The organism is Bacteroides sp. MSSM.1001136sp1_RTP21357st2_D2_RTP21359_211015, assembly GCF_040913205.1.
In the GTDB taxonomy this organism is placed as follows: domain Bacteria; phylum Bacteroidota; class Bacteroidia; order Bacteroidales; family Bacteroidaceae; genus Bacteroides; species Bacteroides ovatus.
This window is the reverse complement of record NZ_JBDFVF010000011.1, coordinates 92,174-108,886: the sequence shown is the minus strand read 5'-3', so window position 1 is coordinate 108,886 and position 16,713 is coordinate 92,174. Positions and strand designations below refer to the sequence as shown.

Below are 16,713 nucleotides of genomic sequence, written 5' to 3'. Positions count from 1 at the left end.
AATATTATGAGAAAATATATTAGTCCTCACTATTTGTTGAGTGGATTATTGGGAATGCTGGCGCTTGTCTTGTCCGTTTCGTGTGACGACACAGATGTGGTGCGCAGGGTAGATCCCCAAATAGAAGTACAGGCTGACCTTTTTACGGGTCCTGCCGCTTCACGGCAAGTATTGCCGCTTCATTCTACTTATCCATGGTTTGCAGAAGCGTCTGCTTCTTGGATTAAGTTGCAACGTTATCGTGGACAGGCTTTGCTGCCGGACTCCATTGTTACGGAAATAGACGAAAATCCAAACATGGAACCGCGTGAAGGCTGGATTGAAATCCGTCTGATGGACCAGATGTCTACTCGTATTGTAGTCAAGCAGAATGGACGTGGTTCTCTTATCACTTTACAGAAAAAAATAATTTATTTTAATGTAAATGGCGGAGAAACAATCTTGGATGTAATAACGGACAAGGACTGGACTACCGATGTACAACAGGAAGATGGGTTTACTTTTACGAAGATTGACAAGAACCACTTGAAAGTAAAAGTTGCTCCGAATACTACAGGTCGTGAATTGAAGAAGGTGGTGACACTAACAGATACAGAGAAGACTATAAAAACTGAACTGACTGTCATTCAGACTAACGTAGAGAAAATGTTGTCTATTTCGTTAACAGAAGCTGATAAAGACAGATTGGTTGTCAAGGCTGGTGAAAATATAGATATGCCGGTTTCCTTAAATGTCGGCTATGACTGTGTTGCGTCCGAAAGTTGGATAAAAGTATTGGCAACTCCACCGTTTGAAGGAGATATTGTACAGGATATCATGATAAAGATAGCTATAGATCCCAATACAGGAGATGAAGAACGTAATGGATATATTGTAGTGAAAAATTCCGGAGACGTTACTGATGTTTCGGATACCTTATTTATCTCACAACGTGCTTGTAATCAGATAGTCTATGTGAAAGCAGGTGCATCTGGTGACGGTACAAGCTGGGAAAGGGCTTTCGGTACAGTAGAAGAGGGGCTGGCGGCATGTACGGATTATGGTAGCATGGAGCTTTGGATAGCGGAAGGTGAATATCATTTGAAGAGCTGGACTTATCTTAAGAAAGGAGTTAATACGTATGGAGGATTTAATGGTACGGAAAATAAACTGAAAGACAGGGATATGACCAAGAAATCTACTCTTGTCGCTGCACCTACCAATACCTGGCCTTCAATATATGGTAATGTTTTGTCTGCCGGTGTTCATTGCTATGTGGACGGATTCGTATTTACAGGTTCAAATGTTACTCAAGGAGAAGGTTCTGTGGCTTTCTGGGGTGGTTGGATTCTAAGGAATTGTATGATAAGAAATAATAAGTCTTATAGAGATGCCGGTGGTGCTTTCTTTAATGTAACGTTGATTAATTGTTTGATTTGCAATAATACGACTGCTGATAACGGATCGGCAAAGGCAACTTCTTCTATTGTTAATGCGCAGGAGGGTACGCGATTGTATAATGTGACCATTGTGAATAATGAAAGTAGCGGGAGCAGTAGTGGCTTGCGTATAAATCGCGGTGCTGTATATAATTCCGTTATTTGGGGCAATGTGCATAAAATCGGTACGAATCATCAAGGATATTTGGATGTAAATAAGAGCACCCTTTTCGTAAATAATGCAATACAGGGAGGTCTTGTCTATAATGGTGGAAATACGCCAAGTTCAACCGAAGGGTGTATCATCTTGAATGCGAGCAATGCAGCTGCCGACGGACCTGGTTTTATGGATGCCGGTTCGGGTGATTATCAGTTGCAGTCTACTTCGCCTTTGATTGATGCCGGTTCAAATCCGGCAGTTCAAAGTGCTTGGGATATTATTGGCAATAAGCGTATCTGGGGTGAGAAAATAGACATAGGAGCTTTTGAATACATTACAAAAGAATAGTTTCAGATAACTATAAGAAGAGGGCGATGGTGCCGATAGATTCAGCTACTGTCGCCCTTTTTATTAAAGATACAGATAGCTAAAGGTGAGTAAATGTGTGGTATTATTATAAAATATGGAATGGTTATTAGTCTGTTGAGCTGCATCGCTCATCAAACTATGGCACAATATGCAGGGAAAGTTTTTGTCGATGAAAACAAGAATGGACTTTTCGACAAAGGAGAAAAATTGTTGCAAGATGTATCAGTCTCTGATGGTTTGAACGTAGTGTCTACAGATTCAGATGGCACCTTCAGACTGCCGGGACATACTCGTGCGCATTTTCTTTTTATAACTACTCCTTCCGGATATAAAACGGACAATGCATACTATCGACCGATAGAGACGGGACGTATGGAATATGATTTTCCTGTATATCCTTGTCGGAATGGTATTCTGGCAGATGGAACCCATCGGTTTATACATATTTCAGATACGGAGATTCGTGGAAAAGAAGGTAATCAAGAGTGGGTAGATAATCTTTGTGATTACTCAAATAATGAGAAAATAGCTTTTATCGTACATACAGGAGACATTTGTTATGAAGCAGGTTTGAATAGTCATATTCAACTGTTGAATACGTCTTTAATGGAAGATACACAGGTATTCTATGGTATGGGTAATCACGATTTAGTCAAAGGAGGTTATGGAGAAGAGCTTTTCGAGAAGATTTACGGACCCACTTTTTATTCTTTTGAAGTAGGAAATATACATTATGTCATGACTCCCATGCTTCATGGGGATTATTCGCCTTACTATACGAAAGAAGATGTATATCATTGGTTGAAGAATGATTTGGCTCATACTGATAAGAGGAAATCTGTGATTGTCTTTAATCATAGTATATCAGAAGATACATTGTCTTTTAAGTATGGTATTAGTGACACAGAATATATAGATCTACCGGCAGCCGGTTTGAAAGCTTGGCTATATGGACATTGGCATGTGAACCAAATGTATAGACATGAACCGACAGGGGTATATACGATTTGTACGCCTTCGCCTGCTTGTGGGGGAATAGATCATGCGCTTTCTTCTTTCCGGGTGCTGACAGTTGATGCGAAAGGCGGACTGACTTCAGAGTTGCGCTACAGTTATCTCTCTCCTTTTTTGCATATCGTGTCATTGGAAAATGGGCAGGTACCTGTGCTGCCTTCGGGCAGTGTCCCCCTATCTGTTAATGCTTATTATACAGCATCGCCAATACGTTCTATACGCTATTGGTGTGAATATGAGGGACGAAAAGTCGTATCGGATAAGTTTTTGGTACGTCAAAGTGATTTTAATTGGTATGATGAGATTCCCTTGTTTTCTCGATGGAAGAATCGGCGAATAACGGTAGTAGTTGAAGCGATTTTCAATAATGGAGAAGTAAAGCAAACTAGACGTTCGGTTCTATATGGAAAACCTATAGAACAACAGCAGCGTTTGAGGTTGACATGGGTTAAAAATATAGGTGCTTCCGTATATATGTCTGTTCCTTTGGTTTATCAAGAATGTGTTTTCATGGCCTCTGTGGATGATAATATGTCGGGAAAAGCATCCGTTGTGTGTATAGATGCTCAGAGTGGAACCATTCGTTGGCGATATTCAGTTCGTGGTTCGGTACGTAGCAGTATAGCTGCTTCTGAAGGATTGGTTTTTGCCCAGGATGTATATGGAAACTTGTATGCGATTGATGCGGAGAACGGAACATTGGTTTGGGGGAAAAATTTGAGGACAGGAATACTCCCTCCTTTGGATGACGGATTGGCAGCGGTTGGCAAAGTGTTGTATGCAGGAACGGGGAAATCATTGTATGCATTCCATGCACCTACTGGTAAACAACTTTGGAAAAATGAGGCCTGGACAAGAGGAGAGGGATGCGTGGCTACACTTTCTTTTGGACAGAATGTTTTGATTGGGCATGCTAACTGGAAAGGATTATATGCTAATGATGCGACTACCGGTTGTTTGTTGTGGGAGAACAAAGATGTTGAACTAATCTATCGTTCAGCTTCAGTTACTTGGGTGGAGAATAACGTATATCTTCTTTCTTCTCATTCATTGTTCATTTTGGATCCGACAACAGGAAAGATCATTTTACGTAAGAAGTTAGGCTGTTCGGTCGATGTGAATTCAACTCCTTTGGTTACTGAATCTGAAATTATATTTGGAACAGCTAATAATGGAATAATAGCTTTAGATCGTCAGACTTTAGATGAAAAATGGCATTTTAAAACGGGGCCATCCTTAATTTATTCATCTCCTTATTCCATACCACCGTCTTCCACAGTGGAAACAACACCTGTATTGATGGGTGATACCGTGTTTATGGGTGCTTCCGATGGAATACTCTATGCGCTGAACCGTACAGATGGTAAGTTAGTGGGGAGATTTAAAACAGGTGTCCCCATATTCTCTTCGGTTGCCGTATTGGGAAATGCATTGTACGTTGCCGATTTTGCAGGTAATGTATATAGATTTATATTAAATAAAACATTGTAATAATGATCAGAAAATATTTGTATTTTATACTTTCAGTTTTCGCAATATGAAGATGATATGTATGTTCAGTTGACTTTCATGGAAACGATGGATAAATACGGGATGGATGCTCCGGCCAAAAAATATCAGGAGTTATTGGCTAAAGCTAACTATAAGCTATGGCATGCTAATGTGCAGGCTCGTAAAAACTTCCATGATAGTATATTTCCACCGCAATCAGGACATCCCGACTACAATCTTCATGCGGATGATATTGACTTTCAGATTGAGGCTGATTATATAGGTTTTATGTGTCCGGGGATGCCGCAAACGGCCAATAAAATGGCTGATAAAATAGGGCATATTATGAACTGATTCAGATTGTAATCCTTCAAATGCAGTTGCCCTTTTAGGAGTTATGAAGGGATTTAGTGGTTTGCCGGTTGATTATCAGAAGGCAGTGAAACAAATGGGAGATTCATTATTTCTACATACTAGTTATTCTTTTCATTCTGCCGTAAAAAGAACAATGGAATATGCTCAGGATATAATCATTCAGAATGAAGGAAAAGTGATGGAGAAAGAAGTAATGATTGTGCGGCAGCAACCTGTAGCTTTTCCGATGGAAGATGCTTTTCAAGGAGTGGCTTTTCATAAAAGATTGAATATGATTGATCCGGGATGGAATTTGAGCGGTTCGTGGATGATGGATAAGGATAAGTCCGCTATATTTAGCAATAAAGCGGGGGATGAACTTAGTCTGAATTTTGAAGGGACGGGAGTATCTATTGAAGGGTGGTGGATAAAAGAAGGTGGTAAAGCCGACGTATATATTGACGGAGTATTGAAAGGCACCATTGATTGTTTCTTTTATTATGCGAATCAAGAGCATCGGGGGATTAATATTTTCCATATTTTGAATTTGCCGCAAGGCAAGCATTCTGTAAGATTAGTCGTAAAGGGAGAAAAAAGGGCAGAATCAGCAGACTGTGTGATAGGAGTGACTGGAGCTGTTATTTTTAGGGCAAGCGGGGAACTCTAGAGAATAATATTTATTGAAATCCAGTATGGGATAAGCTATTGTTTCCCATACTGGTTTATTGGTTGTCGCTCTATATAGAACCGGACAATTCTTTCACACTTAGTTAGAAGAAATATTCATTGGTTAGAAAGAATATTGTACCAGCATATTCAACCGGTTAGCATGACGGGTTGAAGAACTGAAATCAGTACGCCATCCTCTCAAATACTCAACGCCGACTTGCAGGTTACTGCTTACATTCCAAAAAGCATTGGCTACCAGATATTGTCCTTTGCGATAGGATTCCGGATTTTCACTTGGATATCCGTTTTCAGAATAAAGTCTGGATAAACTATATGTGCCGGATATAAAGATGCTCGGACAAAGGTTGTATTGCAACCCTGCATACCATCCCAGCATTGGGAGAACCTGCATTTTCCCCTCATTGTCAGGATCGGGAACGATATCTACGTTTAGATTACTTAAATCGTTCAGGTAAGATCCGATACCTTTTCCATAATTAAACTGTCCGTATGCCTGCAATTTCTTGGTAATATTGAAGGTTGTAGAGGCTTGCAGACCGAAGCCGGTAGCAGAATAGGCTTTTTCATGCACATTGCTCGAATAAGTCATGCTGCGGATAATGGCTCCTAATTTAATATGGCTGTTGCTGTTCCAGTTATACTGTACGGAAGTGGCAAAGTCCGGCATTCGTTGGGTGTTGATAGACAAATCATTGTTGGTTGTTCCGTCTACCGAAGGCATTTCCATAGAAACGCCAAACTTCCAGTTTTTCAACTTATCACACATATAGCTCAATTGCGTAGTGCGGTAAAAGGCTGAACCGTTAGGACCTGCAAAGTCGATGGTGGGAGGCAGTGCGGAGAGGTCCATGAACGAACCGTAGCTATATCCGATCGTGAAACCGAGGAATTGCGCATAAGCATTCTGCAATTCAAAGGTTTTTCCGTCACCCCGGAAGTTTCCGGCTGTGTATACAACGAAGTCTCCCAGATGTTTCGTACGTCCTACCAGTTTGAGGAATAGGGTAGAAGTGGTGATGTCCATCTGGAATTGATTTTTGGCAAAATTGCCGCTTCCGCGTTGTGGAATCAATGCCGGATAGAAATCGACATCATTTACGATACCGTTAAAGTCATACTCTGCTGTTGCACGAACATATCCTCCGATGCCCAGGGCGAATTTCCCTTTCTGGTCGGTGAGCAGGAAGCGGGGAGCATTCGGGTCGTGAAAACGCATCTGTGAACGGTCGTTCATGATTCGGATAATTTCATCTCCTGCTTTGTTCTTCGAGACAAACATGATCGAGTTGGGTTCTTCATCTTCGATGATTACCTTTTTTTGTGCATGGGCACAGAGGGGGAAAATTCCTATCCCCAGTAGCATAGCTACCATTTTAAAGCTTGTTTTCATTATGAGTTAAGTTTTAGGTGAATGCCCAATGAACAACTAAAAAAAGAAATGGTTGAGAGGGGTAAAGGAAAAATTGCCAAACTAATCGGAAGAATTGCTATTTATAATGATTCTAAAAAGACGGATCTTTGTACCATACTAATTAGATAATAGAGATACGACGATGGGAAAAGTAGAATTTACTCAAGGAATATTAGACATACAGCCGGATTTGCACCGTTTTGCGTATAAGTTGACGGCAGACCGTGATTCTGCCAACGATTTGGTTCAGGACTGTGTGTTGCAAGCATTGGACAATCATGAGAAGTTTACGTATAGTAAGAATCTGAAAGGATGGATGTATACGCTTATGCGTAACATTTTCGTCAATAACTACCGTCGTACAGTTCGTGAAATGAATCTGATTGATGACAGTTATTCTATCAATCAGCAACATTTGATCGAAGATGAAGATGCCGACAGATTTGAATTTACCTATGATATGAAACAGCTGTATCGGGTGATACATTCCATACCGGAAGAAATGAAAGTTCCCTTCCAGATGTTTGTTGCCGGATTTAAGTATAGAGAGATTGCCGAAAAATTAGGATTGCCGATGGGAACGGTAAAGAGCCGTTTGTTTTTCATCCGCAAGCGGTTGAAAGAGGAATTGAAAGATTTCTCCTCCTGATGCAGAGGCCTGATTGAGTGATGTGTTTTAAGGTCAAAGTGATGAGCCTACCTGTCAGAATACGACGCTGATGGGAAGGCTTTTTTACTGTCAATCCAGTTTTCCTGTACTCTGTGTTTGGCCTTTTGGGCGTTTCTTGTGCGGTATGGGTTGCTTCTATGGATTTTTCTTTCACAGTAGTCGTCTGAAAAAGGATTCTTTAATAATTAGAGAGTTTTCATTCTTTTTTATTCATCCTTTCTTTTTAGTTTTATGATTCAGTGTTTTGATACTGTTGAGGTAGGCTTGTTCTACGGGTGAAAGCGTGCGCACTTCCCACTTGCGATATTCTATTTTAGCTTTATCCATAGCTTGTTCATGACTTATCATACCGGCATCCATCAATAGAACTTCTCCCGTGGAAGACAGTATGGCATCCAGATGTTTGATGTAATCGTTCATGTACATTGGACGGTGCTTGATAGCTTGTACTTCAGCAAAATCAAAATATCCGGAGACAAGGTTATTCAGCACTTTGAGTTCTTCTGCGCTCAAGTAATTCTTGGCTATCTTTGCATCGCGCAATGTCGGATGGTCGCCTTTAAAGGAAGTTAGTCCCATCATGTGTTGGTCGGCATCGGCTCGTTCATAAATAACTTCTGCAGCTGTATGTCCGTGGGCTGCAAAGTGTAGCTTATTCTGAACAATCTTGAAGAATTCAATAGATTGTTTGGCGCGGGGATCGTAATCTACGGCAGTAGCATAGATATCAAGCACTTGTCTATACATCACCTTTTCAGACGATCGGATGTCACGGATGCGGTCGAGCAACTCTTTCCAATAATAGCCTCCTCCCATCTGCTTCAATCGTTCGTCGTCCATGGTGAAGCCTTTGATGATATATTCTTTAAGGCGTGCCGTTGCCCATTGACGGAAGTGTGTGGCTTGAATTGAATTTATTCGGTAGCCTAAAGATATTATCATATCAAGATTGTAGTGAGGAATTTCTCTTTCAACCATGCGCGCTCCTTCTTGTCGAACCTGTCGGATTTTCCGACAGGTTGACTCTTCAACAAGTTCACCATCTTCATAAATGTGCTTAATATGTTCTACCACATTTGTTCGAGACGTCTGGTAAAGGTCGCCCATTTGCTGTTGGGATAGCCATACGGTATCTTCGTCCATCTGCACTTCTATGTGTGTCTGCCCGTCTTCACTCTGGTAGATGATGATATTGCTTTTATTTTCTTTTGCCATGATTTAGATATCGTTTCTTTAAATATGGTTTATAAGTTTAATCTTTGATACAAACATTAAGCTCTATATTTGGCAAAGTTATGTCTTTTCGGTGAAATGTATGTCAATCATCGGATTTCTTTTGCTTTTTCATAGTTTTTCCTATACCTTTGCACCCTGAAAGAATAAAAAATGTATGATGCCGTGAATAGCGGCCGTGTATTCTAGAACACCACGTAAAAAACAGGAATTATGAAAGAAAAAGTATCTGTACCCTTTATGTTGCTGGGCATTTTGTTTAATGTCTGTCTCATTGCAGCCAATCTCCTTGAAACAAAAGTAATCCAGGTAGGTAGTCTGACCGTGACAGCCGGATTATTAGTTTTTCCTATTTCTTATATTATTAATGATTGTATCGCCGAGGTTTGGGGATTCAAGAAAGCGCGGCTCATCATTTGGAGTGGTTTTGCCATGAACTTCTTCGTGGTTGCTCTTGGGTTGATAGCTGTTGCCATTCCGGCTGCTCCTTTCTGGGAGGGCGAGGAACATTTCAATTTTGTGTTCGGTATGGCTCCCCGTATTGTGGCTGCCAGTCTGATGGCTTTTCTGGTAGGCTCATTTCTCAATGCGTATGTGATGAGTAAGATGAAAGTAGCCAGTCAGGGGCGTAACTTTTCGGCCCGTGCCATCTGGTCGACTGTTGTAGGTGAGACTGCCGATTCATTGATTTTTTTCCCGGTAGCTTTTGGTGGAGTTATTGCCTGGAAAGAACTGCTTATCATGATGGGGATTCAGATTGTGCTGAAATCCATGTATGAAGTTATGATCCTTCCGGTGACAATTCGTGTAGTGAAAGCCATTAAGAAGATAGACGGTAGCGATGTGTATGATACCGATATCTCCTATAATGTATTGAAAGTCAAAGATATTTAAGATAGAATATGAATAGAGAAGCAGCATTGGTTGTGTTTAGTGGTGGACAGGACTCTACGACTTGTTTGTTTTGGGCAAAACGCAACTTTAAGAAAGTATATGCCTTGAGTTTTCTTTACGGTCAGAAACATCAGAAAGAAGTGGAGCTTGCACGGGAGATAGCCCGGAAAGCGGAAGTGGAATTTGATGTGATGGATGTTTCTTTTATCGGACAGTTAGGTCATAATTCATTGACCAATACTACGATGGTGATGGATCAGGAAAAACCTGCAGATAGCGTTCCTAATACCTTTGTTCCGGGACGTAATCTGTTTTTTCTAAGTATCGCAGCAGTATATGCCCGTGAACGTGGTATTAATCATTTGGTAACGGGAGTTTCTCAAACAGATTTCAGCGGTTATCCCGATTGCCGTGATGCCTTTATCAAGTCTCTTAATGTAACTCTCAATCTGGCTATGGATGAACAATTTGTGATTCATACCCCTTTGATGTGGATTGATAAGGCAGAAACATGGGCATTGGCCGACGAACTGGGGGTATTGGAACTGATTCGCACCGAGACTTTGACCTGTTATAATGGCGTTCAGGGAGATGGTTGCGGACATTGCCCGGCTTGTACATTGCGTCGGGAAGGATTGGAAAAGTATTTAAAAAGTAAGAATCAATAATATCTCTACATAGAGATTAAAATGCGTTTTATTGCTGTCATCTGTCACATTGTTGTAGATAAATGTTTGATTATAAGATTTCTAGTTTGTGACAGCAAGTAGTGACAGCAGCTAAATTTGACATTTTGCCGTCACATCTATTGTCACCGGTAAGTTCTAATTAATAAATGATAGTAGCTTCTGTCCGGAATGTATTGGCTTAGATTAGTTTCAATAGCTTGAAACTGTTGTTTCATAGGTGAGAAACTAAAGTTTCAACGGTAGGAAACTAAAGTTTCTAACGCTTGAAACTATAAGTTCCAAGACTTGAAACAGTTTGTTCCAAGTAATGAAACACTTTGTTTCAAGGCGGGAAACACATTGTTTCAAGCAATGAAACACACTGTAACAAGTGAGGTGAGGAGAAAGCAAACGTAGGATAAGAGTTGATGGTGATAGGTGATAGATGCGGTGATAGGTTGTGAAATGAATCCTTCACCACTAAAACCTCGATGAATAAGGCGTTTGAGGCAGGACGGTGATAGGTGAAAGAAGAAATGCGTTTTTTTGTTTAGAGTAGAGTTTGTAGTTAATGAGTGCAATGACAGAATTAAAAGACCAACTTTCCTTATTAGGAAGAAAAACCGAGTATAAACAAGATTATGCTCCTGAAGTACTGGAAGCCTTTGATAATAAGCATCCTGAAAATGATTACTGGGTACGTTTCAACTGCCCGGAGTTCACAAGTCTGTGTCCTATTACCGGACAGCCGGACTTTGCCGAAATACGTATCAGCTACATTCCTGATATAAAAATGGTAGAAAGTAAGAGTTTGAAACTCTACCTTTTCAGTTTCCGCAGTCATGGAGCCTTTCATGAAGATTGCGTGAATATCATAATGAAAGATCTTATCCGATTGATGAATCCCAAATACATAGAAGTAACGGGAATATTTACTCCTCGTGGTGGTATTTCCATTTATCCGTATGCCAATTATGGTCGTCCGGGAACAAAGTTCGAACAGATGGCAGAACATCGTTTGATGAATCGGGAATAATATAAATAAAAGAATTTACTAGCTAAAAAAATCGAATATGACTCATCATGTGCCTGCTGAATTGCAAAACTATGTTCGGCAAAGTATTATTCCTCAATACGCTAACTTTGATAAAGCGCATCAAATTGACCATGTAGAAAAGGTAATTGAGGAAAGTCTGAAATTAGCGACGTATTATGAAGTCGATTATTCGATGGTTTATGTCATTGCTGCTTATCATGACCTGGGGTTGTATGAAGGACGTGAATTTCATCATATAACCTCCGGCAAAGTATTGTTAGCCGACGAAACTTTGCGGCGTTGGTTTACGGATGAACAGCTGTTGCAGATGAAAGAGGCGATAGAAGATCATCGGGCTTCCAATAAACAGGCTCCCAGAACAATCTATGGAATGATTGTTGCCGAGGCTGACCGAATTATTGATCCCGAAGTTACTTTACGCCGTACCGTACAATATGGGCTGTCTCATTATCCGGAGATGGATAAAGAAGAGCAATATGCCCGTTTTCGGAAACATCTAACTGAAAAATATGCAGAAGGAGGGTATCTGACGTTATGGATACCCCAATCGGATAATGCCGGACGGTTGGCAGAACTTCGTCAACTAATTGCGGATGAAAAAAAACTTTTTAGAGTTTTTAATAAAATCTATGAAGAAGAGAATAATACAGTTTTGTGAAATATAGCTATTAGCTTGCGTTCGATTCATTTTTTATTTTTATCTTTGTCATATTAAGGATTGCAATACGATAGACAATGGAAGAATATATTACTCGATTTTCAACATATCTTTTTTGGGATGTCAATAAAGATGATTTGGATATGGAGAAGCATTCACAATATATAATAAAGAGAGTGCTTGAATATGGTATGTTGCAAGATTGGAATATTGTAAAACAATATTATGGACTTGGGAGAATCGTCGAAATAGCTAAGGGGTTTCGTGAATTGGAGCCTCGGGCTTTAGCTTATCTTTCTGCCATTTCACAAACTCCTAAAGAACAATTTAGATGTTACACTTATCAACGGTCGAATCCACAACACTGGAACTTTTAAAAAAGTTGCAACAGTTACCTGTACTTTGTAATACTCGTCTAGTCGGTGGTACTGCATTAGTTTGCAATTAGGACATCGAAAGTCGGTCGATTTGGATTTTTTTGGTCAGATTAATGTAGATTCTCAAGATTTGAAGGAAGCTTTACGAACACTTGGGACACTGACTGTCTTAAATGATTCTAAGAATATACACATTTACGTATTGAATGAGGTTAAAATAGATATCGTGAACTATACTTATCCTTGGCTTGATGATGTCGTATATAAAGATGGGATACGTTTGGCAAGTCCTAGAGATATTGCGGCAATGAAAATTACTGCTATTGAAGGGAGAGGTACTAAAAAAGATTTTGTAGATATTTACTTTTTGTTGAAAAAGTATTCATTGAAAAATCTATTGGATTTCTATTCTCAGAAATATCCTGACTCATCTTCTTTTATGGCTATGAAAAGTTTAGCTTATTTTGAAGATGCGGAGGAGGAGCCAATGCCTTATATGTTTGTGGATGTATCTTGGGACGAAATTAAAAAGTCTATTTTGTCTCGTTTATAATAGTATATGAGATAAGTTACTATTCATGATGATACGGCCCTCCATTCAATATCGTCATTGCCCGATAAATCTGCTCCACGAATATCAGCCGAATCATTTGATGAGAAAAAGTCATCTTCGACATTGAAATCTTTTCGTGTGCTGCCTGATACACTTTTTCTGAAAAGCCATAAGGACCTCCGATAATGAACACCAATCGTTTGTTTACCGTATTCATTTTCCGTTTCATATATTCGGCAAACTCAAGAGAGCGCATTTCTTTACCGTGTTCATCGAGCAGCACCACGACGTCACCCGGTTGAAGGGCTTTCAGTATCAGTTCTCCTTCCTTTTCTTTCTGTACTTCCATTGAAAGACTCTTGGTGTTTTTCAGTTCGGGAATCACTTCCATATCAAAAGTGATATAGCGTTTGGTGCGCTGGATATAGTCGTTGATGGCAGTGATATAGTGCTGTTCTACGGTTCGTCCTACGACGAGCAGGGTTGTTTTCATACGTCTACAATTCTGATTATTGCACAAAAATAGGCATTTTTTATGTTATTCTGCAATTAATGCTTACCTTTGCCTATCATTAGTTGAAAGTTTAAGCCTTTAAACTTCAACTTAAAAGCTTGTAATTATGAAAAAACGAGTGCTCGTAGGAATGACCGCATTGCTTCTTTCCCTCTCGTTGCTAATGGCGCAAGAGATACCGGCAGGAGTGATTACGGCATTTAAAAGAGGAAGCTCGCAAGAGCTAAGTAAGTATATGGGGGACAAGGTAAACCTGGTGCTCCAAGGTCGCTCGACAAACGTTGACAAACAGAAAGCAACAGCTGCGATGCAGGAATTCTTTACGAAGAATAAAGTCAGCGGATTTAATGTGAACCATCAGGGAAAACGGGACGAATCAAGTTTCGTTATCGGCACGTTGGCTACTACTAATGGGAACTTTCGTGTGAACTGCTTCCTGAAGAAAGTGCAGAATCAATATTTAATACATCAAATAAGAATTGACAAGATCAATGAATAAGGAAAAAGAACTGATCGACAAGTTGATCGATCTTGCTTTTGCAGAAGATATAGGTGATGGCGATCATACCACCCTTTCATGTATTCCCGCTACGGCAATGGGAAAATCAAAATTGCTTATCAAAGAAGCCGGTGTGTTGGCTGGCATCGAAGTAGCTAAAGAAATCTTCAACCGTTTTGATCCTACCATGAAAGTGGAAGTGTTTATCAATGACGGAACAGAAGTGAAACCGGGTGATGTAGCAATGGTAGTGGAAGGAAAAGTGCAATCTTTACTTCAGACCGAACGCCTGATGTTGAACGTGATGCAGCGTATGAGCGGCATTGCAACAATGACCCGTAAATATGCAAAGGTATTGGAAGGTACAAATACCCGTGTGCTTGATACCCGCAAAACAACTCCCGGTATGCGTATCCTCGAAAAAATGGCAGTGAAAATCGGTGGCGGAGTAAACCATCGTATTGGTCTGTTCGACATGATTCTTCTGAAAGACAATCATGTGGACTTTGCCGGAGGTATCGACAAAGCCATCACTCGTGCTAAAGAATATTGCAAGGAAAAAGGCAAAGACCTGAAAATAGAAATAGAAGTCCGCAGCTTCGACGAACTGCAACAAGTTCTTGACCTTGGCGGAGTGGATCGTATCATGTTTGATAACTTCACTCCCGAAATGACTAAGAAAGCAGTGGAGATGGTAGCAGGCAAATACGAAACCGAATCTTCGGGTGGTATCACCTTTGATACTCTTCGTGAGTATGCCGAATGTGGCGTAGACTTCATCTCTGTAGGAGCTTTGACTCATTCAGTGAAAGGACTGGACATGAGTTTCAAAGCATGCTGATAGTATAATAAGCGGTGAACTGTAAGCGGTGAACGATAAACAGTAAACGGTGGATATTTTGTAGCATGATTATGCGCAGCTTTGTTCATCATTTACCGTTTATCGTTCACCGTTTTTTCTTTCCCGTTTATTAATTATCTATCCTTTAACTTCTTTTAGCAATATTCCTTGCAGCATTCCTCAAACTCTCGCGTCTAATGAGCAAACGACGCAGACATACGTTCGATTTTAAAAAAAAGTAATTGACTTTGGAAAACGAGATAGAACTGATAAAGGGCTGTCGGGCAGGAAAGGATTCAGCCCGAAAGGAACTTTACACTCTCTATTCCAAGCAGATGCTGGCGGTATGTTTCCGCTATACGGGCGATATGGATGCGGCGCACGATGTACTGCATGACGGTTTCATCAAGATTTTTACCAACTTTTCGTTCCGGGGTGAGTCTTCACTTTGTACATGGATTACCCGGGTGATGGTTACTCAATCACTCGATTTCCTGCGACGGGAGAAGCGAGTCAGCCAGTTGGTAGTGCATGAAGAGCAGCTTCCCGATATACCGGATATATCGGATTCGGGAGGAGGGACTGGAATCTCCGAAGAGCAGTTGATGGCTTTTATTGCCGAATTGCCGGATGGTTGCCGAACCGTTTTCAACCTTTATGTGTTTGAAGAGAAATCGCACAAGGAGATAGCCAAGATGCTTCATATTAAAGAGCATTCATCTACTTCGCAGTTGCACCGGGCCAAATATTTGTTAGCAAAAAGAATTAAAGAGTATAGAAATCATGAAGAAAGAAAATGATGAAATAACCGATCTGTTTCGCACGCGTCTCGCTGATGCCGGGATGAGTGTACGGGATGGCTTTTGGGAAGAGCTCTCGCAGGAAATTCCTGTGGCTTGCCAGCATCGTCGTCGGATTCTGCTCTTCCGTGTAGCGGCTGCGGCATCTGTATTGCTTGTTTTGGCAGCCTCGTCGGCTACTTTCTTGTATTTCTCTCCAAAGGAGGAAATGGAAGAAGCATTTACAAAGATAGCCGTGACGAATGGAGGACAGATGGATGGAGATGGAATACGCGTCAATCAGTTGCCGTTGCCGGTAGAACCGGTGTTGCCGAAACCGGCTCCGAAATCTTACGGTATGCTGTCGCAATATACGGAGGAAGAAGATTCTCTTTCTATCACTTTCTCTATGTCGTTTTCTTTTTCTTCCACTACTTCTACGGGAAATGGTAACAGATATGGTAATCAGGGGCATAATGGTTATTGGCAGGCAACAAACGGTAATACAGGATCATCTGTCGCTTCGGAAGAACAGTCGAATGTCGATATGTCTCAACCCAAAGCAGTGAAAAAGCATCGCTGGGCGATGAAAGTTCAAGTGGGTACAGCACTTCCGGCAGATAACGGTACTTATAAAATGCCGGTTTCCGCAGGGGTGACGGTAGAGCGTAAGTTGAACGATTTTCTTGGCATAGAAACCGGATTACTCTATTCGAACCTCCGTTCTGCAGGGCAGCATTTGCACTATCTGGGAATCCCTGTTAAAGTGAACGTGACGTTGGTAGATACGAAAAAAATCGACCTTTACGCTACTGTAGGAGGAATAGCCGATAAATGTATTGCCGGTGCACCGGACAACAGTTTTAAAGAAGAACCTATCCAGCTGGCAGTGACTGCCGGTATTGGAATCAATTATAAGATTAATGACCGACTTGCTGTTTTTGCCGAACCCGGAGTTTCGCATCATTTCAAGACAGATTCGAAATTGGCTACGGTACGAACGAAACGGCCGACTAATTTTAATTTACTTTGCGGACTTCGCATGACGTATTAATCCTTATGA

17 protein-coding genes and 1 pseudogene are annotated in these 16,713 nt (G+C 40.8%); 15 read left to right on the top strand and 3 right to left on the bottom strand.

Annotation, left to right across the window (positions count from 1 at the left end):
* Positions 1-6 precede the first annotated feature (6 nt).
* The 4 genes from AB5217_RS09430 (at position 7) to AB5217_RS09415 (ending at position 5,473) form a co-directional block, all read left to right on the top strand.
* On the top strand, positions 7-1,926 hold the full coding sequence (locus tag AB5217_RS09430; protein ID WP_032843251.1) for a BACON domain-containing protein: 1,920 nt from the start codon (positions 7-9) through the stop codon (positions 1,924-1,926).
* Positions 1,927-2,019: 93 nt separating this feature from the next.
* Complete coding sequence (locus tag AB5217_RS09425) at positions 2,020-4,452, top strand: PQQ-binding-like beta-propeller repeat protein (protein ID WP_032843252.1); 2,433 nt, start codon at positions 2,020-2,022, stop codon at positions 4,450-4,452.
* Between the two features lie 15 nt (positions 4,453-4,467).
* Positions 4,468-4,806: an ADP-ribosylglycohydrolase family protein gene (locus tag AB5217_RS09420; RefSeq protein WP_333527318.1), complete on the top strand. Its 339-nt coding sequence runs from the start codon at positions 4,468-4,470 to the stop codon at positions 4,804-4,806.
* A 43-nt stretch (positions 4,807-4,849) separates the two neighbouring features.
* Complete coding sequence (locus tag AB5217_RS09415) at positions 4,850-5,473, top strand: hypothetical protein (RefSeq protein ID WP_032843253.1); 624 nt, start codon at positions 4,850-4,852, stop codon at positions 5,471-5,473.
* Between the two features lie 123 nt (positions 5,474-5,596).
* Here AB5217_RS09415 and AB5217_RS09410 read toward each other — a convergent pair whose 3' ends face one another.
* Complete coding sequence (locus AB5217_RS09410; protein WP_032843255.1) at positions 5,597-6,886, bottom strand: DcaP family trimeric outer membrane transporter; 1,290 nt, start codon at positions 6,884-6,886, stop codon at positions 5,597-5,599.
* A 163-nt stretch (positions 6,887-7,049) separates the two neighbouring features.
* Here AB5217_RS09410 and AB5217_RS09405 point away from each other — a divergent pair, with 163 nt between their 5' ends.
* On the top strand, positions 7,050-7,556 hold the full coding sequence (locus AB5217_RS09405; RefSeq protein ID WP_004326549.1) for an RNA polymerase sigma factor: 507 nt from the start codon (positions 7,050-7,052) through the stop codon (positions 7,554-7,556).
* A 231-nt stretch (positions 7,557-7,787) separates the two neighbouring features.
* Here the strand turns inward: AB5217_RS09405 and AB5217_RS09400 are convergent, their stop codons facing one another.
* On the bottom strand, positions 7,788-8,792 hold the full coding sequence (locus tag AB5217_RS09400; protein WP_032843257.1) for a virulence RhuM family protein: 1,005 nt from the start codon (positions 8,790-8,792) through the stop codon (positions 7,788-7,790).
* Between the two features lie 231 nt (positions 8,793-9,023).
* Here AB5217_RS09400 and AB5217_RS09395 point away from each other — a divergent pair, with 231 nt between their 5' ends.
* The 6 genes and pseudogenes from AB5217_RS09395 (at position 9,024) to AB5217_RS09370 (ending at position 13,017) form a co-directional block, all read left to right on the top strand.
* A complete protein-coding gene (locus tag AB5217_RS09395; protein WP_032843259.1) occupies positions 9,024-9,704 on the top strand; it encodes a queuosine precursor transporter in 681 nt (226 codons plus the stop codon).
* Between the two features lie 8 nt (positions 9,705-9,712).
* Entirely contained in the window at positions 9,713-10,372 is a 660-nt protein-coding gene (gene queC / locus AB5217_RS09390) for a 7-cyano-7-deazaguanine synthase QueC (RefSeq protein ID WP_032843260.1), read from the top strand.
* 580 nt (positions 10,373-10,952) lie between these two features.
* Positions 10,953-11,408, top strand: a complete 456-nt coding sequence (gene queF / locus AB5217_RS09385) for a preQ(1) synthase (protein ID WP_004304260.1) — start codon at positions 10,953-10,955, stop codon at positions 11,406-11,408.
* Positions 11,409-11,445: 37 nt separating this feature from the next.
* On the top strand, positions 11,446-12,087 hold the full coding sequence (locus AB5217_RS09380) for an HD domain-containing protein (protein WP_032843261.1): 642 nt from the start codon (positions 11,446-11,448) through the stop codon (positions 12,085-12,087).
* A 77-nt stretch (positions 12,088-12,164) separates the two neighbouring features.
* Positions 12,165-12,464, top strand: a complete 300-nt coding sequence (locus AB5217_RS09375; RefSeq protein ID WP_004311349.1) for a DUF6922 domain-containing protein — start codon at positions 12,165-12,167, stop codon at positions 12,462-12,464.
* Positions 12,419-13,017, top strand: a pseudogene (locus tag AB5217_RS09370) (nucleotidyl transferase AbiEii/AbiGii toxin family protein). Before AB5217_RS09375 ends, AB5217_RS09370 begins: the two are co-directional and overlap by 46 nt.
* 19 nt (positions 13,018-13,036) lie before the next feature.
* On the opposite strand, the gene rlmH reads toward AB5217_RS09370, so the two are convergent.
* Positions 13,037-13,510: a 23S rRNA (pseudouridine(1915)-N(3))-methyltransferase RlmH gene (gene rlmH, locus AB5217_RS09365; RefSeq protein ID WP_004314516.1), complete on the bottom strand. Its 474-nt coding sequence runs from the start codon at positions 13,508-13,510 to the stop codon at positions 13,037-13,039.
* 127 nt (positions 13,511-13,637) lie between these two features.
* Here rlmH and AB5217_RS09360 point away from each other — a divergent pair, with 127 nt between their 5' ends.
* The 4 genes from AB5217_RS09360 (at position 13,638) to AB5217_RS09345 (ending at position 16,704) form a co-directional block, all read left to right on the top strand.
* Complete coding sequence (locus AB5217_RS09360; RefSeq protein WP_004326554.1) at positions 13,638-14,030, top strand: DUF4783 domain-containing protein; 393 nt, start codon at positions 13,638-13,640, stop codon at positions 14,028-14,030.
* The gene (nadC, locus tag AB5217_RS09355; protein WP_004300759.1) at positions 14,023-14,871 is read left to right on the top strand and encodes a carboxylating nicotinate-nucleotide diphosphorylase; all 849 of its coding nucleotides are present in this window, start codon (positions 14,023-14,025) and stop codon (positions 14,869-14,871) included. Before AB5217_RS09360 ends, nadC begins: the two co-directional genes overlap by 8 nt.
* A 248-nt stretch (positions 14,872-15,119) precedes the next feature.
* The gene (locus AB5217_RS09350) at positions 15,120-15,671 is read left to right on the top strand and encodes an RNA polymerase sigma factor (protein ID WP_032843268.1); all 552 of its coding nucleotides are present in this window, start codon (positions 15,120-15,122) and stop codon (positions 15,669-15,671) included.
* Entirely contained in the window at positions 15,655-16,704 is a 1,050-nt protein-coding gene (locus AB5217_RS09345) for an outer membrane beta-barrel protein (protein WP_004304254.1), read from the top strand. The genes AB5217_RS09350 and AB5217_RS09345 overlap by 17 nt, the downstream gene beginning before the upstream one ends.
* The last annotated feature ends 9 nt before the right edge of the window (positions 16,705-16,713 follow it).